Origin of the sequence: Xanthobacter agilis, assembly GCF_021730435.1 — a bacterium.
In the GTDB taxonomy this organism is placed as follows: Bacteria; Pseudomonadota; Alphaproteobacteria; order Rhizobiales; family Xanthobacteraceae; genus Xanthobacter; species Xanthobacter agilis.
The window spans coordinates 94,817-118,550 of sequence record NZ_JABWGX010000013.1; the positions used below are offsets into that span (position 1 = coordinate 94,817).

The 23,734-nt window shown below is 67.3% G+C and carries 21 protein-coding genes; 7 read left to right on the forward strand and 14 right to left on the reverse strand.

Features of this window, described 5'->3' with window-relative positions; genetic code table 11:
• Positions 1 to 99: 99 nt before the first annotated feature.
• On the reverse strand, positions 100 to 675 hold the full coding sequence (locus HUW53_RS11290) for an arsenate reductase/protein-tyrosine-phosphatase family protein (protein WP_237345864.1): 576 nt from the start codon (positions 673 to 675) through the stop codon (positions 100 to 102).
• A gap of 80 nt (positions 676 to 755) precedes the next feature.
• Complete coding sequence (gene dnaE, locus HUW53_RS11295) at positions 756 to 4,217, reverse strand: DNA polymerase III subunit alpha (protein ID WP_237345865.1); 3,462 nt, start codon at positions 4,215 to 4,217, stop codon at positions 756 to 758.
• Positions 4,218 to 4,548: 331 nt separating this feature from the next.
• Here dnaE and glyA point away from each other — a divergent pair, with 331 nt between their 5' ends.
• The 7 genes from glyA to thiL all read left to right on the forward strand — a co-directional run bounded on the left by glyA (position 4,549) and on the right by thiL (position 10,321).
• On the forward strand, positions 4,549 to 5,862 hold the full coding sequence (gene glyA, locus HUW53_RS11300) for a serine hydroxymethyltransferase (protein WP_237345866.1): 1,314 nt from the start codon (positions 4,549 to 4,551) through the stop codon (positions 5,860 to 5,862).
• 26 nt (positions 5,863 to 5,888) lie between these two features.
• Positions 5,889 to 6,425: a transcriptional regulator NrdR gene (nrdR, locus tag HUW53_RS11305; RefSeq protein WP_237345867.1), complete on the forward strand. Its 537-nt coding sequence runs from the start codon at positions 5,889 to 5,891 to the stop codon at positions 6,423 to 6,425.
• 8 nt (positions 6,426 to 6,433) lie between these two features.
• The gene (ribD, locus tag HUW53_RS11310; protein WP_272904199.1) at positions 6,434 to 7,585 is read left to right on the forward strand and encodes a bifunctional diaminohydroxyphosphoribosylaminopyrimidine deaminase/5-amino-6-(5-phosphoribosylamino)uracil reductase RibD; all 1,152 of its coding nucleotides are present in this window, start codon (positions 6,434 to 6,436) and stop codon (positions 7,583 to 7,585) included.
• A complete protein-coding gene (locus tag HUW53_RS11315; protein ID WP_237345869.1) occupies positions 7,586 to 8,197 on the forward strand; it encodes a riboflavin synthase in 612 nt (203 codons plus the stop codon).
• Between the two features lie 132 nt (positions 8,198 to 8,329).
• Positions 8,330 to 8,821: a 6,7-dimethyl-8-ribityllumazine synthase gene (gene ribH, locus HUW53_RS11320; RefSeq protein WP_237345870.1), complete on the forward strand. Its 492-nt coding sequence runs from the start codon at positions 8,330 to 8,332 to the stop codon at positions 8,819 to 8,821.
• A complete protein-coding gene (gene nusB / locus HUW53_RS11325; protein ID WP_237345871.1) occupies positions 8,818 to 9,315 on the forward strand; it encodes a transcription antitermination factor NusB in 498 nt (165 codons plus the stop codon). Before ribH ends, nusB begins: the two co-directional genes overlap by 4 nt.
• 1 nt (position 9,316) lies before the next feature.
• Positions 9,317 to 10,321 (forward strand): thiamine-phosphate kinase, encoded by a 1,005-nt coding sequence (thiL, locus tag HUW53_RS11330; protein WP_237345872.1) that lies wholly within the window; start codon positions 9,317 to 9,319, stop codon positions 10,319 to 10,321.
• A 460-nt stretch (positions 10,322 to 10,781) separates the two neighbouring features.
• Here thiL and HUW53_RS11335 read toward each other — a convergent pair whose 3' ends face one another.
• The 12 genes from HUW53_RS11335 to nuoN all read right to left on the reverse strand — a co-directional run bounded on the left by HUW53_RS11335 (position 10,782) and on the right by nuoN (position 23,724).
• Positions 10,782 to 11,384, reverse strand: coding sequence for a hypothetical protein (locus HUW53_RS11335; RefSeq protein WP_237345873.1), 603 nt, complete (start codon positions 11,382 to 11,384; stop codon positions 10,782 to 10,784).
• Between the two features lie 421 nt (positions 11,385 to 11,805).
• A complete protein-coding gene (locus HUW53_RS11340; RefSeq protein ID WP_237345874.1) occupies positions 11,806 to 12,642 on the reverse strand; it encodes an energy transducer TonB family protein in 837 nt (278 codons plus the stop codon).
• Positions 12,639 to 13,139 carry a TonB system transport protein ExbD gene (gene exbD / locus HUW53_RS11345; RefSeq protein ID WP_237345875.1) on the reverse strand — a complete coding sequence of 167 codons (501 nt, stop codon included), beginning with the start codon at positions 13,137 to 13,139 and terminating at the stop codon, positions 12,639 to 12,641. Before exbD ends, HUW53_RS11340 begins: the two co-directional genes overlap by 4 nt.
• Before the next feature lie 12 nt (positions 13,140 to 13,151).
• The gene (gene exbB, locus HUW53_RS11350; RefSeq protein WP_370877853.1) at positions 13,152 to 13,868 is read right to left on the reverse strand and encodes a tonB-system energizer ExbB; all 717 of its coding nucleotides are present in this window, start codon (positions 13,866 to 13,868) and stop codon (positions 13,152 to 13,154) included.
• 757 nt (positions 13,869 to 14,625) lie between these two features.
• On the reverse strand, positions 14,626 to 15,318 hold the full coding sequence (locus HUW53_RS11355) for an ABC transporter ATP-binding protein (RefSeq protein ID WP_237345877.1): 693 nt from the start codon (positions 15,316 to 15,318) through the stop codon (positions 14,626 to 14,628).
• Positions 15,319 to 15,356: 38 nt separating this feature from the next.
• Positions 15,357 to 16,652, reverse strand: coding sequence for a lipoprotein-releasing ABC transporter permease subunit (locus tag HUW53_RS11360; RefSeq protein WP_237345907.1), 1,296 nt, complete (start codon positions 16,650 to 16,652; stop codon positions 15,357 to 15,359).
• Positions 16,652 to 17,974, reverse strand: a complete 1,323-nt coding sequence (gene proS, locus HUW53_RS11365; protein ID WP_237345878.1) for a proline--tRNA ligase — start codon at positions 17,972 to 17,974, stop codon at positions 16,652 to 16,654. The genes HUW53_RS11360 and proS overlap by 1 nt, the downstream gene beginning before the upstream one ends.
• 972 nt (positions 17,975 to 18,946) lie before the next feature.
• Entirely contained in the window at positions 18,947 to 19,219 is a 273-nt protein-coding gene (locus tag HUW53_RS11370) for a DUF1467 family protein (RefSeq protein WP_237345879.1), read from the reverse strand.
• 10 nt (positions 19,220 to 19,229) lie between these two features.
• On the reverse strand, positions 19,230 to 19,634 hold the full coding sequence (mce, locus tag HUW53_RS11375; protein ID WP_237345880.1) for a methylmalonyl-CoA epimerase: 405 nt from the start codon (positions 19,632 to 19,634) through the stop codon (positions 19,230 to 19,232).
• A gap of 51 nt (positions 19,635 to 19,685) precedes the next feature.
• A complete protein-coding gene (locus HUW53_RS11380) occupies positions 19,686 to 21,356 on the reverse strand; it encodes a ribonuclease J (RefSeq protein WP_237345881.1) in 1,671 nt (556 codons plus the stop codon).
• Between the two features lie 166 nt (positions 21,357 to 21,522).
• Entirely contained in the window at positions 21,523 to 22,290 is a 768-nt protein-coding gene (locus tag HUW53_RS11385; RefSeq protein WP_237345882.1) for a biotin--[acetyl-CoA-carboxylase] ligase, read from the reverse strand.
• A gap of 3 nt (positions 22,291 to 22,293) precedes the next feature.
• Positions 22,294 to 23,724: an NADH-quinone oxidoreductase subunit NuoN gene (nuoN, locus tag HUW53_RS11390; protein ID WP_237345883.1), complete on the reverse strand. Its 1,431-nt coding sequence runs from the start codon at positions 23,722 to 23,724 to the stop codon at positions 22,294 to 22,296.
• Positions 23,725 to 23,734: the final 10 nt, after the last annotated feature.

Genomic DNA, 23,734 nt, shown 5'->3' on the forward strand with positions numbered 1-23,734 from the left:
GCGCGCGAAAGGGCAAGGGCACGCAAACGGCAGGCGAAAAGGCTGGGGCGACCGCGCTGGCGCCGCCGTCCCCTCCCCTTCGCGCACCGGTGGAGCCTCTCAGGGCTTGGCCTTCTGGGCGGCGGCGGCCACCGCCTTGTCGACCACGCGCGGCACCATCGCATTCAGCTCGGCGAGCATGTTCTCATAGACCGGCAGGGGTTGCTGCCAGGCATCCGCGACGTCGTGGGCGCCGTTGCCGGCATATTCGGCGATGGTGAAGGTCTTGCCTGCGGCCTGGGGGAACATCTCGATGATGTGGGCCTTGTGCTCGGCCGACAGCGCCAGGATCAGATCGGAATGGGTCACGTCCTGCACGATGAGCTGCTGCGCCTCATGGGCCGACAGATCGACGCCGCGCTGGGCCCAGAGCATCTGGGCATAGCCCTCCACCCGCACGAAATACGGGTTCACGTTCACGCCGCGGGAGATGAACCGGGCGTCGACATCATGGGAGAGCGCATAGATCCGAGCGATGGTCTCGGCGGAAATGGAGCGGCCGGTATTTCCGGTGTCCACGAAGGCGATCTTCAAAGGCCCGGCGGCCGCCCAGCCGCCACCCAGAACCATCAGCGCCAGAGCCAGCGCACTCGTCCGTCCGAACCGTTTCCAGTGAAGCACAATTCCCTCCGCCATGGCTGCATCACAGATGCGGTGCCGGTATCACCGCATCGGGAACAGTGATGTGACGCCGGCGGGTGCCCACCCCGCCGAAATCAGGCCGCTTCCACCGCCACGACGCCGGGAATCGCCTTCAGCGCCCCCGCGATCTGCGGCGACACCGCATATTTGCCATCGAGCCGCACCTCGACCTCGGCCTTGCCGTCGTCCATGAGCAAGACGAGACTGACGTCACCGTCCCGCTTGGCGCCCCCCACGCCCGCCTCCAGGCGCTTGGCGATGCCGTCGAGGGGGTCGGGCGAACGCACGAAGATGCGCAGCGCCTTGTGGGCGCGGGCGGCCACCTCATCAAGGCGCTCGCAGGAATTGATGCGCACCCGCACATCCTCGCCGTTCAGCTCCGCGCCCACCATCATCAGCAGCGGCGTGCCCGGCTCCAGCAGGTCGCGGTTGTGGGCCAGCGCCTCGGAGAAGATCACCGCCTCGAAGGTGCCGGAGGGATCAGACAGGCCGATGATGCCCATGCGGGTGCCCGACTTGGTCCGCTTCTCCTGGCGCGACACCACGGTGGCGGCGAGCCGTCCGGCCGCCGCGCCCGCGCGCACCGAGCGGGAAAAATCGGCGAAGGTCTGCACCCGCAGCTTCTTCAGCGCCTCCGCATAATCGTCGAGCGGATGGCCGGTGAGGAAGAAGCCCACCGCGTCATATTCCTTCTGCAGCCGCTCCGCCGGCAGCCAGGGCGCCACCTCCGGAATGGGCAGCTTCGCCGCCACCGGGCCGGAGCCGAACATGTCGTTCTGGCCGGACTGGGCATCGGCCTCCACCCGCTGCGCTTCCGCGACGATGGAATCGAGGGCGGCGAAGGCCCGCGCCCGATTCTTTTCCAGCTCGTCGAAGCAGCCGGCGGCCATCAGGCTTTCCAGCGTGCGCTTGTTCAGCATCTTCACCGGCAGCCGCGACGCGAAATCGGCGAGGCTCTTGAAGGGCCGCCCGGCGCGCGCCGCCACCAGCGCATCCACCGCCGCCCCGCCCACGCCCTTGATGGCGGCCATGGCGTAGATGATCTCGCCCTGCTCCACCGCGAACTCGCGGAACGAGCGATTGACCGAAGGCGGCACCACCTTGATGCCGAGCCGCTGCGCCTCCTGGCGGAATTCCGCCAGCTTGTCGGTGTTGCCCATATCCATGGTCATGGAGGCGGCAAGAAACTCGTTGGGGTAGTTCGCCTTCAGCCAGGCGGTCTGGTACGCCACCAGCGCATAGGCGGCCGCGTGGGACTTGTTGAAGCCGTAGTCGGCGAACTTGGCCAGAACATCGAAGATCTGGTCCGCCATCGCCTTCTCGACGCCCCCCTTCATGGCGCCATCCACGAAGCGCGCCCGCTGCTTGTCCATCTCGGCGCGGATCTTCTTACCCATGGCGCGGCGCAGAAGGTCGGCTTCGCCCAGGGAGTAGCCCGACAGCGCCTGGGCGATCTGCATCACCTGCTCCTGGTAGATGATGACGCCGAACGTCTCCTTCAGGTAAGGCTCGAGCTTGGGGTGGATATAGTCGGGCTGGGCGCGCCCGTGCTTGCAGTCGCAATAGACCGGGATGTTGGCCATGGGTCCCGGACGATAGAGGGCCACCAGCGCCACGATGTCCTCGATGCGGTCGGCCTTCATGTCCACGAGGGCGCGGCGCATGCCCGCGCTTTCCACCTGGAACACGCCCACCGTCTCGCCCTTGCCCAGCATGGCGTAGGTTTTTTCGTCGTCGAGCGGGATCTTGGAGATGTCCAGCTCGATGCCGCGCTGGTGGATGAGCTTCACCGCCTTGTCGATGGTGGTCAGGGTCTTGAGGCCGAGGAAGTCGAACTTCACCAGACCGGCCTGCTCCACCCACTTCATATTATATTGGGTAACCGGCATGTCCGATTTCGGATCGCGGTAGAGCGGCACCAGCTCATGCAGTTTGCGGTCACCGATCACGATGCCCGCCGCGTGGGTGGAGGCATGGCGGTTGAGCCCCTCCAGCTTCACGGCGATGTCGAAGGCGCGCTTCACCACCTCTTCGCTGTCACGCGCGGCCTGAAGCCGCGGCTCGTCTTCGATGGCCTGCTTCAGCGTCACCGGGTGGGCGGGATTCTGGGGCACCAGCTTGCAGAGCTTGTCCACCTGCCCGTAGGGCATCTCCAGCACGCGCCCCACGTCGCGCAGCACGCCGCGCGCCTGGAGCGTTCCGAAGGTGATGATCTGCGCCACCTGGGCCCGGCCGTAGCGCTCCTGCACATAATGAATCACCTCGTCGCGGCGCTCCTGGCAGAAGTCCACGTCGAAGTCGGGCATGGAAACGCGTTCGGGGTTCAGGAAGCGCTCGAACAGCAGATGAAAGCGCAGGGGATCAAGGTCGGTGATCTGGAGCGAATAGGCCACCAGCGATCCGGCGCCCGAGCCACGCCCCGGCCCCACCGGAATGCCATGGGCCTTGGCCCATTTGATGAAGTCCGACACGATCAGGAAGTAGCCGGGAAACTTCATGCGGTTGATGATGGACAGCTCGTAGGCGAGCCGCTCCTCATAGGCGGCGACGTCGAGCCCCTCCGCCGGCCCGTGCTTGGCGAGCCGCTGGACAAGCCCTTCCTTGGCCTGGCGCTCCAGCTCGGCCGCCTCGGCGGCCTCCGCGTCCATGCCCGCCTCTTTCTCGTCGGCGGTGGTGAAGCGCGGCAGAATCGGCTTCACCGTGCGCACCCGATAGGCGCAGCGCTTGGCGATCTCGATGGTGTTGGCGGTCGCCTCGGGCAAATCGGCGAACAGTTCCAGCATCTCCGCCTGGGTCTTGAAGCGGTGCTCCGGTGTCAGCCGCCGGCGGTCGCCGTCCGCCACGATCTTGCTCTCGGCGATGGCGATGAGGGCGTCGTGGGCCTCGTAGTCCGATTGGGCGGCGAAAAAGGGCTCATTTGCCGCCACCAGGGGCAGGCCGTGGTCATAGGCCAGATCGATCAGGGCCGGCTCGGCAAGCCGCTCGGCGTCGGTGGCGTGGCGTTGCAGCTCGATATAGAGCCGGTCGCCGAAGATGCCGCTCAGCCTGTCCAGCCGCTCCGTCGCCACATCGAGTTGGCCGGCGGCCAGCGCGAGGTCGAGCGGACCCGCCGGCCCGCCGCTGAGGGCGATCAGCCCGCCCGACGATTCGGCCAGCCAATCGAGGAGAATGCGCGGCTCCTCATCGCTCGGGGTCTCGAGATAGGAGCGGGAGACGAGGCGCATCAGATTGCGCCAGCCCTCCTCCTTCTGCGCCAGCAGCACGAGGCGGGGCTTTCGCGGACGGATGACGCCGCGCGATCCCGGCAGATCCGGCAGGTCCACCGCCAGCGACACGCCGGGAATGGGCTGGATGCCCGCGCCCGCCATCTTTTCCGAAAACTCCAGCGCGCCGAAGAGGTTGCCGGTGTCGGTGAGGGCCACCGCCGGCTGCGCGTCGCCCTTCAGGAAGTCCGCCAGCTTGCCGATGGTCAGCGCACCCTCGAGCAGCGAATAGGCCGAATGGACGTGCAGATGGACAAAGCCCAGGTCGGACATGGCGGACGCATTCTCTCGGCGGGACAGGGATGGGACCTTGAAGAAGACACCCGCCGACCGGGACCGGTCAACAGAATCGCACGGGTCATTCCCTCCGCGTGACCACCCATGAAGAAAATTCATGAACTGTGACGAAAACCTGACGGCACCACTGCCCGCGCGCCTGAAGCTTTACCTAATTACCACCCGCAGCACGACCCTCACGCCCAATCGACTTTGGACAGCGCGCGAGCCGTGTGATAAGCGCAGGAACCCGTTCGGCCGGGGCTCTTCTCGTCAGACACCTCCCCGCCGATAGACCGTAGTACCCCGACATCATCGGAGACCTGCCATGGCCTCGCAGGACGCGAACCCCGCCTCCATTTCGGAGGAACACAACCGCTTCTTCACCGCCTCGCTCGCCGAGACCGATCCCGAGATCGCCAGCGCGGTGGACGCGGAACTGGGTCGCCAGCGCGATGAGATCGAACTGATCGCGTCGGAGAACATCGTTTCGCGCGCGGTGCTCGAAGCGCAGGGTTCGGTGCTCACCAACAAGTATGCGGAAGGCTATCCCGGCAAGCGCTATTATGGCGGCTGCCAGTTCGTGGATGTGGCCGAGAACCTCGCCATCGCGCGCGCCAAGACGCTGTTCGGCTGCGCCTTCGCCAATGTGCAGCCCAATTCCGGCAGCCAGGCGAACCAAGGCGTGTTCTTCGCCACCATGCAGCCCGGCGACACCTTTCTCGGCCTCAATCTGGCGGCCGGCGGCCACCTGACCCACGGCTCCCCGGTGAACATGTCCGGCAAGTGGTTCAAGGCGGTGCCCTACACCGTGCGCCAGGACGACCAGCACATCGATTATGAAGAGGTCGCCCGCCTCGCCGACCAGCACAAGCCGAAGGTCATCGTGGCCGGCGGCTCGGCCTATCCGCGCATCATCGACTTCCCCAAGATGCGGCAGATCGCCGACAGCGTCGGCGCCCTGCTGATGGTGGACATGGCCCATTTCGCGGGCCTCGTGGCCGGCGGCGCGCACCCGAGCCCGTTCCCCCATGCCCATGTGGTGACCACCACCACCCACAAGACCCTGCGTGGCCCGCGCGGCGGCATGATCCTGACCAATGACGAGGATCTGGCCAAGAAGATCAATTCGGCCATCTTCCCCGGCATCCAGGGCGGCCCGCTGATGCATGTCATCGCCGCCAAGGCGGTGGCCTTCGGCGAGGCGCTGCGGCCCGAATTCAAGCTCTACGCCAAGAATGTCGTGGAAAATGCCAAGGCGCTGGCCGAGACCCTCAAGGGTCACGGCTTCGCCATCGTCTCCGGCGGCACCGACACCCATCTCATGCTGGTGGACCTGCGTCCCAAGCGCCTCACCGGCAAGGTGTCCGAGGCGGCGCTGGGCCGCGCCCACATCACCTGCAACAAGAACGGCATTCCGTTCGACCCCGAGAAGCCGTTCGTGACCTCGGGCGTGCGCCTCGGCACCCCGGCGGGCACCACCCGCGGCTTCGGCGTGGCGGAGTTCCAGCAGATCGGCGACCTGATCGCCGAGGTGCTGGGCGTGCTCTCGCAGAAGGGCGTGGACGAGGATTCGCTGGTGGAAGCGGCGGTGCGCGAGAAGGTTTCGGCATTGCTGAAGCGCTTTCCCATCTACGCCTGAGTCGTGACGCCGGAGGCGGATGATAGATGCGGTGCCCCTATTGCGGGAGCCTGGACACCCAGGTGAAGGACTCCCGTCCCACTGAGGACAACACCGCCATTCGCCGCCGGCGCATCTGCCCTGACTGCGGCGGGCGCTTCACCACCTTCGAGCGCGTGCAATTGCGCGAGCTCATGATCGTGAAGCGCTCCGGCCGCCGGGTGCCGTTCGACCGCGACAAGCTCGCCCGCTCGGTCCAGGTGGCGCTGCGCAAACGCCCTGTGGACGCCGAACGGGTGGAACGCATGATTACCGGCGTGGTCCGCCAGCTCGAAAGCCTGGGCGACACCGATATCCCCTCCGAAACCATCGGTGAACTGGTGATGGCGGGCTTGAAGCAGCTCGACGATGTCGCCTATGTGCGCTTCGCATCCGTCTACCGCGATTTCCGCGAGGCGAAGGACTTCGAATCCGCCCTGGCGGAGCTGTCCGCCGATGGCGAGGCGCTGGCCGCGGGGGCCTCTGAAGGCCCAGGACGCGGGGACGCCAAGAGCGGCGCCCGCCCCGCCCGCGACATGGAATGACCGGCCCGATGGCATCCCCGTCGCCCGTTCCCGTTCAGGTCGCTTCCCCAGAGGAAGACGAGCGTTTCATGGCCGAGGCCCTGACGGTCGGACAGACCGGGCTCGGCCGCACCTGGCCCAATCCCTCGGTCGGGGCAGTGGTGGTGCGGCATGGTCCCGATGGCCCCCGCGTGGTGGGCGCCGCCGCCACCGCCGCTGCTGGCCGCCCCCATGCCGAGCCGCAGGCGCTGGCTCAGGCCGGCGCGGCCGCGCGCGGCGCAACCCTCTACGTCACGCTGGAACCGTGCTCCCACCACGGTCGCACCCCGCCGTGCGCCGATGCGGTGATCGCCGCCGGCGTCAGGCGCGTGGTCGCCGCCATCGAGGACCCCGACCACCGGGTGAAAGGGCGGGGCGTCGCCCGGCTGCGCGCCGCCGGCATCTGGGTGACGGTGGGCGTGGGCGCCGAGCAGGCCCTCGCCGACCACGCCGGCCACATCCGCCGCGTCACCGAAGGCCGGCCCCATGTCCTGCTCAAAATGGCGGTGTCGGCGGACGGCAAGGCGGCCTTGCCCGGCCCGCGCCCGGCGATCATCACCGGGCCCCAGGCGCGCGCGCGCGCGCATCTCCTGCGCGCCCATGCCGATGCCATCCTGGTGGGCGCCGGCACGGTGCTTGCCGATGACCCCATGCTGACCACGCGGCTGGAAGGCTTCGAGGGGCGCTCTCCGGTGCGCATCGTACTGGACAGCGCCCTGGCGCTGCCCCTCGATTCGGCACTGGTGCGCACCGCCTGCGAGGTTCCGGTCTGGGTCATCACCGCCGAGGACGGTCCCGCCGACCGCGCCGCCGCCCTCGCGGAACGGGGCGTCGAGGTGCTGCGCGTGCCCCGTGGCGGCCCCGAGGACCGGCTTTACCTGCCTGCCGCGCTGAAGCTCTTGGGCATGCTGGGCGTCACCCGCCTGATGGTGGAAGGTGGCCCCACCACCGCCACCGCCTTCCTCGATGCGGGCCTGGTGGACGAGGTTGCCGTGTTCACCAGCCCGGTCGTGCTCGGCGCGGACGCCGTCCCCGCCCTGGCGGGCCGCCCGCTGAACCGCCTTTTCGCCCCGGTCGGATTTGCCGAAGTCGAGCATGAAGACCTGGGTCCCGATCATTTCATGCGCTTGTGGAGACGCTGAATGTTCACCGGCATCATCACCGACGTGGGCGACATTGTTGCAGCCGACGCCCGCGGCGAGGTCAAGACCCTCTCCATCGCCACTGATTTTGACGCCGCCTCCATCGCGCTGGGCGCCTCCATCGCCTGCTCCGGCGTGTGCATGACGGTCACCTCGGTCACCGCTTCCGGCCCGCGCAAGACCGTCTTCACCGTGGATGCCGGTCCCGAGACCCTTGCCATCACCACCGTGGCCTCGTGGCAGCCGCGCCGGCGCATCAACCTCGAGCGCTCGCTCAAGATCGGCGACGAGCTGGGCGGGCACATGGTCTCCGGCCATGTGGATTCGACCGCCACCGTGCTGAAGCGCGAGGATCTCGGCGCCACCACCCGCTTTGAATTCCAGGTGCCGGATGCCCTCGCCCGGTTCGTGGCCACCAAGGGCTCGGTCGCGCTCGACGGCACCTCTCTCACGGTCAACACCGTGGAGAGCAACGCCTTTTCCTGCCTGCTCATACCCCACACCCTGGCCGTCACCACCTGGGGTGGCGCCATGCCCGGCGACAAGGTGAATTTCGAGGTGGACCTCATGGCCCGCTATGCGGCACGGCTTGCCGAGTTCCCCCGGATGTGATCCCGCCCAACACCGGCGCGCGGCGTATATTCAAGAAGCGGGGGTGAGGTCTGCGCCCGAGGCGCAGGCGGCGCGCTTGCGCCGCGCGGCGCGCTCGAGTACGCCTCGCGCCTCAGTTCGGAGACGAAGCACATGGTGACGACGCGCAGAGAAGGCTCTCAGGACAAGGACGAGCTGCTCGAAGGCGCCCGCGTTCTCATCGTGGAGGCGCGCTATTACGAGGCGCTCGCCGACGAGCTTCTGGCCGGCGCCCGCGCGGTGCTGGAAGCCGCGGGCGTGGAGGTGATTGTCATCACCGTGCCCGGCGCGCTTGAAATTCCCATCGCCGCCGAGATTGCCCTCGATGCCGCCGAGATGTCGGGCGAGACGGTGGATGCGGTGGTGGGGCTGGGCGTGGTGATCCGCGGCGAGACCTACCACTTTGAGATCGTGGCCGGCGAATCGGCGCGCGGGCTGATGGATCTCGGCCTCGGCCGCGCCCTGGCGGTGGGCAACGGCATCCTCACCGTGGACACCGAGGCCCAGGCCTGGGAGCGCGCCCGCGTTTCCGAGGGCGACAAGGGCGGCGGAGCCGCCGCGGCGGCGCTCTCTCTGGTGCGCCTGCGCCGGAGGCTGGAACGATGAGCGACGCCGCCTCGGGTCCCGCCACCTCCTGGCCCATGAAGAAGAGCGCGGCCCGCCTCGGCGCGGTGCAGGCGCTCTATCAGATGGATCTGGCGCAAACCCCCATCCACGACATCCTCGCCCAGTTCGAGAGCCATTGGCTCGGCCAGGAGGTGGAGGGCACCCAGCTTCCGGAAGCGGACATCAAGCTGTTCCGCGCCGTGGTCGAGGGGGTGCTCTCCGAACAGCGCGCCATCGACCCGCTGGTGGACAAGGCGCTGTCGCGCGGCTGGCCGCTGCGCCGGGTGGAGGCGGTGCTGCGCGCGGTGCTGCGCGCCGGCGCCTTCGAGCTTCTGGCGCGGCCCGATGTGCCGGCGCGGGTGGTCATCGCCGAATATGTGAACGTCGCCGGCGCCTTCCTCGACCGCGACGAGACCGGCATGGTGAACGCGGTGCTCGATGCCCTCGCCCACGAGCTGCGGGCGCGCGAGTTCTCCGGTCCGGGAGCCGCGTAACATGGCGGGCGGCGCGCGGGCGGACTCGGGAGAGGACCGCTTCATTGCCCGCTTCTTCCGTCCCGTGGCCGGCGCTCCGGAAGCGCTCGGCCTCCAGGACGACGCCGCCCTGCTGACGCCCCCCGATGGCACGGATCTGGTCCTGACCACCGACGCGCTGGTGGCCGGGGTTCATTTCTTCCCGGATGACGCACCCGCCAGCGTGGCGCGCAAGGCACTGCGCGTGAACCTGTCGGATCTCGCCGCCAAGGGGGCGCACCCGCTCGGCGCGCTGCTGACGCTGGCGGTGCCGAAGGACATTCCCGAAGCCTGGATGGAAGCATTCGCCGACGCGCTCGGCGCCGACGCGACCGCCTATGGCTGCCCGCTGCTCGGTGGCGACACCGTATCGACACCCGGTCCGGTCACGCTCTCCATCACCGCGTTCGGCGCCGTGCCCAAGGGGGCGTTCGTGCCGCGCACCGGCGCCCGGCCGGGTCAGGCGATCCTGGTGTCCGGCACCATCGGCGATGCCGCGCTCGGCCTGCTGCTGCGCCAGGCGCCGGAGCGGGAGGCCTTCGCTCGCCTGTCCGACGACAAGCGCGCGCACCTGCTCGACCGCTACCTCCATCCGCAGCCCCGCCTCGCGCTGGCGCCGGCCTTGCGCGCCCATGCGGCGGCGGCCATGGATGTCTCCGACGGGCTGGTCGGCGACCTTGCCAAGATGTTGGCGGCGTCCGGCTGCGGCGGGCGCATCGAGGCCCATCGCGTGCCGCTGTCGGCGGCGGCCGCCACCGCTGTCGGCCACGACGCGGCCTTGCGCGTGACGGCCCTGACCGGGGGCGATGATTACGAAATCCTCGCCTGCGTCCCCCACACGGCGGTGCATGGCTTCGTGCTGGCCGCAGCCCGGGCCGGCGTTCCCGTGGCGCTGATCGGCGAGACGCGAACCGAGGCCGGTCTCGACGTGCTGGACGCGAGCGGCCGTCCCCTCGACCTTGGTGTCGGCAGCTACAGCCACTTCTGAAGCTGGCGGCCCCAAGGTCGAGGGCGACCACCTGCACCGGCACGACGCTCAGCGTGTCCACGGGCGCGACCCGCGCCGCCTCCCCCGCCTTCAGGGTGCGGAGATAACCCAGTGAGGACACACCCGTCGCAAGGCCAGGCGGGACCGAGAACAACAAGGCGCCCCGAGAGATCGCCGGCCGCCACCATCGCCGCGATCAGCGCCAGGATCGCCCGCACCCGAATCAAGGTTGAGCGCCCTGCAGGAACGCTGGAAACGCCAACCTTGCCAAAAATGTCGGTCGACGGGGCCAACGGCCGCGCCCTGCACTACCCCCATTTCGGAAGGCGAGCCATGAGCCGCAGGCGCCTTTCCCATGGCCTTCGCGGAGTCGCACGCGTGTGGGCGACCGCTCGCCGGCCGCACCCGGGGCCAGGATTGGATCACCCTCTCGCCCTCTTTTGCGGCGCGGGTGATCGGCTCATACGACCCGCTCGCCGGTCTGCCGCATGAAGGTGGGCAGATATTTCACCTCGATCTGCCGCGCGGTGGCCTTCATGTCGTCCGTCACCGCGGCTGCGCTGGCGTTGAGCTGAAGCTGCCGCAATTCTCCGAGCCGTGCCGGCGCATCGATGGCGCGCATGAACTCAGCGATGATGCCCCGTTCCGATGCCGCAACGTCATAGGAGCGGATCCGCAGCTCCCCTTTCGTCGCCGCCCGCCATTTGGCGACGAACAGGTCGTAATCCAAATGGAGCACATGGTTATGGCGCGAACGATAGGTGCCGCGCGCCAGCACCTCATCCGAGAACGCGCTGAAATGCACCGGATTGCGATGTCGAAGCAATTCCTGAAACACGGAGAGGCTGTAGCTGCCCGGAGAACGCAAGAACAGCAGATAGATGGGCGTCCACCCCGCGCTGAGAATCCGCCCTTCGAAGCGCATGAGATCGCTCGGCCGATCCGCCAGAAACTCGAAGTCTTCCGAGGACATAATCGCCCGCGTGGCGCGGCTCCCCTCGAGCTCGGACAGAAGCGTATCGAGGCTGCCGTGGTGCGGTTGAGCCCGGATATCGCCAAGCACGCTCCAGGCCACATTATGGTGCCCCGCAAGACGGGGGGCGATCCGGCCCGCGCGCGGGACATGAAACCCATAGCCCTTGAGCGTCCGCGCATGCCGGTGGAGGTACCACTGAATGGATGTGGTCCCGGTCTTATGCATGCCTATGTGGATGTAGAGCAGCCGCATCGCAAACCAGCGCCTTGGTCACAGATGTGAACCGCCCTTGATGCGAACCGATATCAGACGGGCTTCGGCCGGTAAAGGGTCACTGCCCCAGCGTCGCGCGTGCCGCTGCCACACCGGAAACGGCACGCCCCCACAGGCCGCCGCGCTTGCCGAAGCCATCGGATGCGCCGCACGGAGCCACCAGCGCAAAGAGGAGACGTCCACGGTCCGCCATCGGCCGCCGCGCAGGTCGCGAATCGGCCGATGGTTGTGGCCCTCAGCGACGCGTGAAGTTCACCGGCACGCTGAAGCTGGCCCCTCGGCCATCGGGCGGCGCCGGGAAGGGCGAGGCGCGGCGCACGGTGGCGACCGCCTCGTCGTCGAGCACGGACGAGCCCGAAGAGCGGATCAGACTGACCGAGGTGACCCGCCCCGAGCCATCCAGCGCGAACCGCACCGACGGACGGCCGGTGATGCCCTCCGCGCCCGATGGGTAGCGCTTGAAGCGGTTGAGGTGGGCGGAGATCATGGCCGCCCAGCTCGCCCGCGCCTGCGAGTTCGAGGCCTCCACACCCGGCGAGGGGGCCGCCGTGCTCCGCGAAGGAGCCGCATCCGAACGGGGCGCCGCCGAGGTCACCGGCGCCTGTTTGCGACGGGTGGGCTTGGCCTCCTTCTTCGGTTTTTCTTCCGGCTTGGGCTTCGGCTTCTCCACCGGCTTCGGCTCCGGCTGGGGCGCCGGCAGCACCACCTCGGACGGGGCCGGCGTCGGCGGCAGCTCGGGCACGTCCTGCGCCACATCCTGCTTCACCGGATCGGATGGGGGCGGCGCATCCTCCTTCTTGTCGGGGGCGTCCGGCGTGGTCACCGGCGCCTGCATCATCTCGGGACCGGGCGCCACGTCCTCGGTCTGGGAGGGCGCGCTCACGGGCATGGGCGCGAGCTCGATCATGACCGCGGCGGGCGGGGCCGCGGCGGACTCCACCTTGTGCCAGAACAGGGCCAGGTAGACGAAGACAGCGTGGGCACCGACGATCAACAGCCCCGCGGCCAGCCAGCGGAGGACGGAATCGCGAAGGTGATTCCGGTCAAGGTCGTGCCCATGCACCGCGCTCACCGCGCCGTGCCTGGGGCCGCCGTGGCGGCCGGCAGGGTCGCGGGCACCGACGGAGCGCCCGCCCCGGGAGCGCCCGGCCCTGGAGGCCCTTCGAGCCCCACCAGGGCAACCTTCAAATAACCGGCGGCGCGCAGCAGGTTCATCACCTCCATCACCGCGCCGTAGTCCACCGCTTTGTCGGCGCGCACGAACACCCGCTGCTCGCGGTCGGCGTTGCTGGCCTTGTCGAGGGCGAGCCCGAAGGCCGCGCGGTCCACCGGCACGTCACCGATGGCGAGGGTGTGGTCGGCCTTGAGCGACAGATAGATCGGCTTGTCGGGCCGGGGCTGCGGCTGGGCGTTGGAGGTGGGTAGATCCACCTTCACGTCCACCGTGGCGAGCGGCGCCGCCACCATGAAGATGATGAGCAGCACCAGCATCACGTCGATGAACGGCGTGACGTTGATTTCGTGATTCTCGGCGAGATCGTCGCCGCCGTGGTCGAGCTTCGCGGCCATGGGGTGCGCCCGTCACTCGGCCGCGGCGCGCAGATCGCGCGCGGAGCCGGCTTCGTTTGCCCGGTCGAGATCGCGCGACAGATGCCGCATCACCTCGGCCGAAGTGTCGGCAAGGCGGGCCTTGTAGGCGGAAATGGCGCGCGCGAACAGGTTGTAGATCACCACGGCCGGAATCGCGGCCACGAGACCAATGGCGGTGGCGAGCAGCGCCTCCGCGATGCCCGGCGCCACCACGGCCAGATTGGTGGTCTGCGCCTTCGAGATGCCGATGAAGGCGTTCATGATGCCCCACACGGTGCCGAACAGACCCACGAATGGTGCCACGGCGCCGATGGTGGCGAGCACGCCGGTGCCGGCGGACATGCGCCGCCCGGCCCCCGCCTCGATCCGGCTCAGGGAGATCGCGACCCGCTCCTTGATGCCGTCGGCCGGCAGTCCTTCGGACATCTCGCACTCGTCGAGGGCCGCATGCACCGTGGCCGGCGCTGGGCCGCGCCCCTTGGGCAAGGCCCGCGACGCCGCCACCAGGGTCGAGGCCGAGCGCAGCGCCTTCAAGGTGCGGCTCACCTGCCGGCGCGCGAGCACAAGTTCCAGCGACTTGGCGAACCATACGGTCCAGGTCATCACGGAGGCCAGGGCCAGCCCCACCATCACCGCCTTCACCACCATGTCGGCGGCCATGAACATGCCCCAGGGGGACAGGTTGTGGGGCAGGGTCGAGGGCGCCATGTCGGGCGGCATCGTCTCGGTCGGAGCGTCGGCATGCTCCACAGGATGCGCGCCAGCTCCCGACTCGGGGTGCACCGCCGCATCACCGGCGAGAGCCGGGACGGCGGGCGCAGGAGCGATCGGGGACGCCGTAAGGGGGGGGACGGCCACCGAAGCCGCCGGCGCCGCGCCGCCAGCCGGCGCGGCAGCCGCCTCGGCCGACTGAGCGGTCGCGGGCGCGGGCGCCAGAACGAGGCACGCGAGCAACGCAAGCGCCACGCCGAAACCAGAACGAAGGACAAACGCCGCCTTAGGCAGCGAGGCGAAAATGCAATGGGGCATCGCGCGTCACCGGAATTGCTTCAACTATCAGGGGTCGCTGGCGATCCCGCAATCGGGAAATGGCTCGCAACAGCCTCTATACCCCCATTTGCCGCATTCGCTAAGCCCCCGCGCTCACGGAACCGCAACTTACACCTGAGACACGTCGCGCGCTCGCCCGGCGTCAAGGCCGCGAACTGAACCGGAGCGCGCGCGAACTGAAGGAGCATAAAGCGGAAAACGCCCGCGAGCAGCCGGTTCACCCTATAGCGGTACGAGCATAGCGAAAATCTCGACCAGTGCCAGCGGCAGGTTGGTACCAGTGCCGGCATCCCGCAACCGCGGCACCCTTATGCAGACGTCACGGCGAAGGAAAGTCAGCCTGCGAGCGACACAACGCGACACTGCGCCGCATGAGATCGCCCCACCCCGGATAGCCGGGCCGCAGACCAACCCCTCAGGCCAGTTCCACCAGCTTGCCATCCCGCAAGGTCACCCGCCGATCCATGCGCCCGGCCAGCTCCAGATTGTGGGTGGCGATGAGGGCGGCCACGCCCGTCGCCTGCACCAGTTCGGTCAGGGCGCCGAAGACATGGTCGGAGGTCTTGGGGTCGAGGTTGCCGGTGGGCTCGTCGGCCAGCAGCAAGCGCGGCGCGTTGGCGAGGGCACGGGCGATGGCCACCCGCTGTTGCTCGCCGCCGGACAATTCCGACGGCCGGTGCGTCAGCCGCGCGGCGAGGCCGAGATAAGTCAGAAGATCTTTGGCGCGGGCGTTGGCCTCCTTGTGGGACAGGCCGCGGATCATCTGCGGCATGGCCACATTCTCAAGCGCTGAGAACTCTCCGAGCAGGTGGTGAAACTGATAGATGAAGCCGATGTGCTGCCGCCGGATGCGGGTGCGCTCGGCATCGGCGAGGCGCGCCGTGGGCCGACCGGCGATAAAGACCTCGCCCTCATCCGAATGCTCCAGCAGGCCGGCGATGTGCAGCAAGGTGGACTTGCCGGAACCGGACGGTGCCACCAGGGCCACCGACTGGCCCTGGGAAATGGCGAGGTCCACCCCGCGCAGGATTTCAAGCGCGCTCTCGCCCTCCGAATAACGGCGGACGACACCGGCGAGGGCAAGGGCATAAGTCGGTCGAGGGGGCATTCCGGGCGAGCCTGTGACACGGCGGGCGGGTTGGTCCATCACTCGTATCTCAAGGCTTCCACCGGATCGAGCCGGGCGGCCCGCCACGACGGATAAAGCGTGGCCAGAAGGGAAAGCACCAGCGCCATCACCACCACCGTGGCGGTTTCGCTGAAGTTCATCTCCGCCGGCAGCTTCGAGAGGTAATAAAGCTCGGGCGAGAACAGCTCGGTGGCGGTGAGCCAGGAGATGAACTGGCGGATACGCTCAATATTGAGGCACACCACCACGCCCAGCAGCAGGCCCGTGAGGGTGCCCACCACGCCGATGGAAGCACCGGTGATGAGGAACACCCGCATTACCGCCCCCCGTGTCGCACCCATGGTGCGCAGGATGGCGATGTCGTGGCCCTTGTCCTTCACCAGCATGATGAGGCCTGAAACGATATTGAGCGCAGCCACCAGCACGATCAGCGTGAGGATGAGGAACATGACGTTCCGCTCCACCTGCAGCGCATTGAAGAAGGTGGCGTTGCGCCGCCGCCAGTCCACCAGATAGACGGGCCGCTCGGCGGCAGCCTGGATGGCGCCGCGCAATTCCTCCACATCATCCGGCTTGTCGATATAGACCTCGATGGCGTTCACATCGCCATTGCGGTTGAAATAGGCCTGGGCCTCGGGCAGCGGCATGAAGACGAAGGCGCTGTCGTACTCCGACATGCCCACCTCGAAGATGGCCGCCACCTTGTAGACCTTGATGCGCGGCGAGGTGCCCATGGGCGTCACCGCCCCGCGCGGCGCCACCAGCGTGATGTTGTCGCCCGCGCGCAGTGACAATTGGTCGGCCAGGCGCTTGCCGATGGCGAGCCCCTGCCCGGTGTCGAAGCCCTCCAGGGTGCCCGAGCGGACATTGTGCGCCACCGAGGGCAGGCCGCGCAGGTCCTTCTCGGTCAGGCCCCGCACCAGCACGCCCGAGGCGCCGAACTGGGAGGAGGCCAGCGCCTGGCCCTCCACCAGCGGCACCGCGAGGCGGACGCCATTGAGCTTGGCGATACGATCCGCGACGGCCTGATAGTCGGTCAAGGGCGTCTCCAGGGGCTGCACCAGCACATGGCCGTTGAGCCCGAGGATCTTGCTCAGCAACTCCTGGCGGAAGCCGTTCATCACCGCCATGACGATGATGAGGGTGGCCACGCCCAGCATGATGCCGAGGAAGGAGAAGCCGGCAATGACCGAGATGAAGCCTTCCTTGCGCCGCGCCCGGAGGTAACGCAACGACAGCATCCACTCGAACGGGGCGAACGGCCGCGTTCCAGTGGGTTCGTCGCTTCTGGCCCCCGAGGACGCGCTCGCCATCATGCCTTCAGCCTCTCCAGAATGTCACTCGGCGCGATGAGCTCGCGCTCGCCGCCGCGGCGACGCTTCAGTTCCACCTTGCCGTCGGCGAGGCCCTTGGGGCCCACCAGGATCTGCCACGGCAGGCCGATGAGATCGGCGGTAGCAAACTTGGCGCCGGCGCGCTCCTCCGTATCGTCATAGAGCACGTCATAGCCGGCTGTGGTCAATTCCGCGTAAAGCTTCTCGCAGGCCGCATCGGTGGCGCTATCGCCGGTCTTCAGGTTGAGAATACCCACCTGGAACGGAGCGACCGCGTCCGGCCAGATGATTCCCGCGTCGTCATGGGAGGCTTCGATCATGGCGGCCACGAGGCGCGAGGGGCCGATGCCGTAGGAGCCCATGTGGACCGTGTGCGCGTTGCCGTCCGGTCCCTGCACGGTCACGCCGAACGGCTCGGAGTACTTGGTGCCGAAATAGAAGATGTGGCCCACCTCGATGCCCCGCGCGGCCAGGCGCTTGGGCTCGGGAATGGCATTGTAGGCCGCGTCGTCGTGCTTTTCGGAGGTCGCCGCATAGAGCGAGGTGAAATCGTCGAACACCTTCTGCAGGCCGGCCACATCGTCGAAATTCACATCCGCCGGGGGCGGCGCCATCTCCAGATAGTCGCCGTGGCAGAACACCTCGCTCTCGCCGGTGGAGGCGAGGATGATGAACTCGTGGGAGAGGTTGCCGCCGATAGGGCCGGTATCCGCCACCATGGGAATGGCCTTGAGCCCCATGCGCGCGAAGGTGCGCAGGTAAGCCACGAACATCTTGTTGTAGGAATGCCGCGCACCGGCCGCGTCGAGATCGAAGGAATAGGCATCCTTCATCAGGAACTCGCGCGAGCGGTAGACGCCGAAGCGCGGGCGCACCTCGTCCCGGAACTTCCACTGGATGTGGTAGAGGTTCAGCGGCAGTGCCTTGTAGGACTTCACATAGGCGCGGACGATGTCGGTGATCATCTCTTCATTGGTGGGGCCGAACAGCATCTCTCGATCATGCCGGTCCCTGATTCGTAGCATCTCCTTGCCATAATCGTCGTAGCGCCCGCTCTCGCGCCACAGATCCGCCGACTGGATGGTCGGCATCAGCATCTCGATGGCGCCGGCGCGGTTCTGCTCTTCGCGAATGACGGCGCAGATTTTGTTGAGCACGCGGTGGCCGAGCGGGAGCCACGCGAAGATCCCCGCCGCCTCTTGGCGGATCATGCCCGCGCGCAGCATCAGGCGGTGGGAGACGATGTCCGCCTCCCGGGGCACTTCACGCAGGATCGGCAAAAAATAACGGGAAAGGCGCATCGCTAGGCTCGACGGCTATGGGGATCGGTGACGGTCGCGCGGAGTGAAAGCGGAAGCGTCGGCAAAACACAAGAGCGCTCCCGAAATGGGCTCCAACACGCGGCCATGTTGCGTCGCAACGTATAACTTATTGCGGCGCAAGGATGACAAACGACAGAATCTTGTTCTAGGTTGTGCCCGCACAAGAAAGGGGATCGTCGCCAGCCCGGCTTGCCGGGCGGGACACGCGGTCCGGGTCTCGGGAGGAATCGAAAAACAACAGCCGACCGAATGTGCCCGCAGACGGCATTCACGGAATCGGCATCACGGATTGGCCGTGCCGCACAAGAGTGGGCAATAGACCCGCAAGTGGCATAGAAGCCGTGGGATTGAAAAAAGGCGAGACCACCGGGTCTCGCCTTTTCTTTTTAGACCAAAGCCCTACGCCCCCGCCGCTGGCGCGACTTCGCAAGCCGCCCCTCCACCGACCCGCCCGCCGCCACCGCGCCCCATGCGCGCTCGACCGGGGAGATCCGCTCCCCTCGCCGCACCCCGCGCACGCCCTCCGGAGCGACCCACCGACGCAAAAGCCCTTCCGTCAGGCACGCACTATATATCAATACATTGCTATTATAAAACCTGCGCGAGTCGCGGGCCATGGGACTTTTTGCGCCATCCTTGTGCCGCCGACGCCTCCCGCACCGCAGCATATGGCGCCAATTGCCCCCTTCCGGCGGCAGAGGTGAAAAATAATTTGACGGTATTTTAGTGGGTATACCTTGGGACCCGGAGCGGCCCCACTCGGCCTTCCGCCCTCCGCTTGACGGCATTCGCCATTGCCGTGGCTCCGGCCCGCCAGGCCATCGCGATCGGTGCCGACACCGCAGCTTGCGGCACGCGCGGATGCTGCGGTCGCCAGGACCCACGTCCAACGCAATCGGCCTTACCGCATGTGCGTCAACGCGAGCCGGAACGACGCCGGTTGAAAAGGCTCTAACCGCCCTTCGTCTCGAACGGCATGGGCAAATCGTCGAGCGTGACCGCGCCGCTCGTCAGGAGATAGACGAGACCGCCGGTGACGACCGCAGCCAGCACCGTGGTTGCCAGCATCTTGCGCCCGAGGCCGGGGCGCGCGGGCGCCCCGGGGTCTGTGCCCGGAACCCTGTCCGCGGTGTCCCCCTGCGCGCGCACGCCCCACGGGAGCACCGCGAACAGGGTGATCCACCAGACCACGAAATAGATGGCGACGACGGCTCCGACCGACATCGCCGCCGCCTCACGCCTGCTCGAGTTCGACCAAGGTACCGGTGAAGTCCTTGGGGTGCAGGAACAGCACCGGTTTGCCGTGGGCCCCGGTCTTCGGCTCGCCAGAGCCCAGCACCCGCGCACCCTTGGCCTTCAGCTGGTCGCGCGCCGCGATGATATCGTCCACCTCGTAGCAGATGTGGTGGATGCCGCCATCGGGGTTGCGCTCCAGGAACTTGGCGATGGGCGAGTTCTCACCCAGCGGCTCCAGGAACTCGATCTTGGTGTTGGGCAGCGTCACGAACACCGTGGTCACGCCATGCTCTTCCTGCGGCACCGCCGCCGAAACCTCGGCGCCCAGCGTGTCACGATAGAGCTGGGAGGCGGCGGCGATGTCGCGCACCGCAATGGCCACATGGTTCAGCCGTCCGATCATGTCGTCCTCTTTTCTCCGGCCGGCCGTGACAGCCGCCAACAGTTCCACCCATCACACTTCCAGAACGTGGACGTGGCAAACGGGCTTTTTGCCCCACACCGCGTTCACGGCCCCGCGCACCGCCCGCTCCAGCGTCTCCGCCAGCGCATCCGGATCGCGCCGGCGCGCCTTGGGCAGGCCCTCCAGGGTCGCCACCACCGTATCGAGAACGTGGTCCAGCATGTCCACATTGCCCTCGCCGCGCTCAGGCACCCCCGACAGCTCCACCGAGGGATCTCCCGCGATCACCCCGTGCTTGTCGATGGCGACCGCCACCGATATCACGCCGACGTAGCTGAGCTTCCGTCGCTCCGGCAGGGTGCGCCCGCCTTCGCCCAGCAACAGCCGCGCATCCTTGTAGAGGCGGCCGAAGGGCACCTCCCCCACCCGCTCCGTGGGCCCCGGCGCTAAGCGTAGCATCTGGCCATCGTAGCAGTTCACCACCTCGGGCACGCCGAGGCTGCGGGCGAGCTTGGCATGCTCATGCAGATGCAACGCCTCGCCGTGTACCGGAACCGAAACCTGCGGCCGCACAAGGGCGTACATCTTCTCCAATTCGCCCCGACGCGGATGCCCCGAGACGTGCACCAGCCCATCCCGATCCGTCATCACCTCGATGCCGCGCTTGATCAACGCGTTCACGATGTGATTCACCACCTTCTCATTGCCGGGGATGGTGCGCGACGAAAACACCACCAGGTCCCCTGGAGAAAATGCAATCTCCGGATGGTCGTCATCGGCGATGCGCTTGAGCGCCGCGCGTGGCTCGCCCTGGCTTCCGGTCAGAATGGCGACCACCCGCTCCCGCGGCATGTAGCCGAAGAAATCCGCGCTGCGAAAGGCGGGAATGCCCTCGAGCAAGCCCTGCTCGCGCGCCACCCCGATCACCCGCTCCAGCGCACGCCCAACCACCACCACCTCGCGTCCCGCCGCCATCGCCGCCTCGGCGATGCCGCGGATGCGGCCGACGTTGGACGAGAAGGTCGTGAACGCGATACGGTGCTTGGCCTTCGCCACGATCTCCTTCAGCGACGCCGCGACATCCGCCTCGGAGGGCGAAACCCCATCGCGGATCGCGTTTGTGGAATCGCAGATGATGGCGCGCACGCCCTCATCGCCGAGGGCGGCGAGCCGCGCCGTATCGGTCGCGCGCCCGACGACCGGGGTCGGATCAAGCTTCCAATCGCCGGTGTGCACCACCAAGCCCGCTTCGGTCCGGATGGCGATCGCGTGGCTGTCGGGGATGGAATGGGCCACCGGCACAAATTCCAGATCGAATGGACCGACCTGGATCCGCTGGCCCGACCGCACCACGGTTATCGGCAGAGATGAGGGCGCCCCCGGCTCCCCTGCCCGCTTCGCTTCCAGCAGACCCGCGGTGAAGGCGGTGGTGTAGATGGGACAACGCAGACGGGGCCACAGGTCGAGCACGGCGCCGATGTGATCTTCATGGCCGTGGGTGAGAACCAGGCCGGCGATGTTCTTCTTCTCGCCCTCCAAAAAGCGGATGTCCGGCAGAACCAGATCCACGCCCGGCGCCTCGTCGCCGGCGAAACTCATGCCGAAATCCACCAGGAGCCAGGTCCGCGCCTTCTTGGCGCCGAAACCATAGAGGGCGAGATTCATACCGATCTCGCCCACCCCGCCGAGCGGCACGAAAACCAGTTCTTCCGAGACTGCCATTGACCCGCTCATATCCACCCGCATGTCTCCCCCCGTCGTGGAGGATCGCGGACGGAAGGTGTGCCAAAAGCCAAACTACCTGCTTTGCCGCCCCGGCGACAACGACCACTCCCGCGGCCGCGCTCCGCCTGGATCATGCCCCGCCGTCTCGACCCCTGCGCCCACCCTATTCCGGCACACGCAGGGACACGTCACCAGCGGTGATGATCTCGGCGATTCCGTCCCGACGCCGGAGCATCATCGCCCCCCGCGCGTCGATATTCTCGAACCGGCCAACGACTTCACGCTCGCCAATCTTCACGCTCACCTGATCACCCATGCCAAGCGCATGGCGCATCCAGTCCGAGCGGATGCCGGCAAAGCCTGCCCCCGCGTGCCACTGATTGAGCCGGACCGCCATGGCAAGGTCGAGCGCTTCCAACAGCCGATCCGGCGCCGTCGGCGCCCCCGCCTCCTCAAGGCTCGTCGCCTTGTAGGGCAGATCCTCGGGATGGTGCAGACAGTTGGCGCCGAAGCCGATCACCGCCGCCGGGCGGCCGTTGGCGTCTGTGCCGCCTTCAACCAAAATGCCCGCCAGCTTGCCGCCATTGAGCAGCAGGTCATTGGGCCACTTCAGCTTCAGCGTCTCCGACACTAGCTGAGGCGCCGCCGCAAGCACCGCATCCCGCAGCGCGAGCCCGGCCACGAAGCAGAGCTGGGCGAGATTGGCGAGCGGTGCCGGATTGGGCAGCACCAAGGTCGCGAACAGGTTGCCGAGTTCCGAGGTCCACGGCCTCCCCCGGCGGCCGCGCCCGGCCGTCTGAATATCCGCGACCAGCCAGACCGGCATGATCTCGCCCCGCGCAAGCCGGGCGAGACCCTCCGCATTGGTGGAGCCGATCTCCGTGAAGCGGATGATGGGAACCGTGGAACCCTGGAATTCGTATTGAGCCATCGATCAAAAGAGCGAGCGAGCGGCGACACCCGCCGCCTCGATGAGGGGAGCGGGATAGACGAAATAGAAGATCGTGAACAGACCGCTCAGCGCAAGAACCGCCTTCAGTTCGGTCGGCATGGGATCGAACGCCTCCGCAGGCTCGTCAAAATACATGACCTTCACCACCCGCAGATAATAATAGGCTCCCACCACCGACGCCAGCACGCCGATGACCGCCAGGCCATAAAGCCCGGCCTGGATCGCCGCCACGAACACATAATACTTCGCGAGGAAGCCCGCCAGCGGCGGAACGCCCGCCAGCGAGAACATGAGCGCACCGAACATCAACGCCATGAGCGGGTTGTTGCGCGCCAGCCCGGCCAGTTCATCAATGTTTTCAACCGCACGTCCCTGCCGGCGCATGGTGAGCACGCACGCAAAGGAGCCGAGCGTCATCGCCACATAAATCGCGATATAGACCAGCACACCCCGCACGCCTTCCGCCGTTCCCGCGGCAAGACCCACAAGCGCGAAGCCCATGTGGCCGATGGAAGAGTATGCGAGCAGCCGCTTGATGTTCCGCTGACCGATGGCGGCAAACGCACCGAGCACCATGGACGCGATCGACACGAACACCACGATCTGCTGCCACTGATGCGCGACATGAGGGAACGCTTCCAGAACCACCCGAATGAAGATCGCCATGCCCGCCACCTTGGGCGCGGTGGCAAAGAAAGTGGTGACCGGCGTCGGCGCCCCTTCATAGACATCGGGGGTCCACATGTGGAACGGGACCGCCGAAATTTTGAAGCACAGCCCGGCGAGCACGAACACCAGACCAAAGATGAGTCCGATGCTGGGCTCCTTCACCACCGTGGCGATCACCTCAAAGTTCACCGAGCCCGTGAAACCGTATACCAGCGACGATCCATAGAGCAGCATGCCGGAGGACAACGAGCCAAGCACGAAGTACTTCAGCCCCGCTTCCGTCGAACGCACGGAGTCCCGATTGATCGCCGCCAGCACATAAAGCGAGAAGCTCATGAGCTCGAGGCCGAGATAAAGCGCGATCAGGTCGCCGGCCGACACCAGCATGCACATGCCGAGCGTCGCGATCACGAACAGCACCGCGTATTCGAAGCGTGCGAGCTTCTCGCGGTTCTGCCAATCCACCGCCATGATCAGCGCCACCATCGCGCCGAAAATGGCCAGGGCCTTCATGAAGCGGCCAAAGGGATCAATCACAAGGGAGCCGTTGAACGCCACGGTCTCCCCACCGGGTCCCAGCAGCACAAGGACCCCGGCCGCCGCGAGCACCGCGATGGCGAGACCGGTGATGAAATTGGCCGCCCCCTCTCCACGCACCGCGCCGATCAGGATCAGCACGATAGCGGAGACGGCCAGCACCAGTTCGGGCAGGACAGCGCCGATCGGAGGCAGGAGCTGCGTCATTGCAACCTCG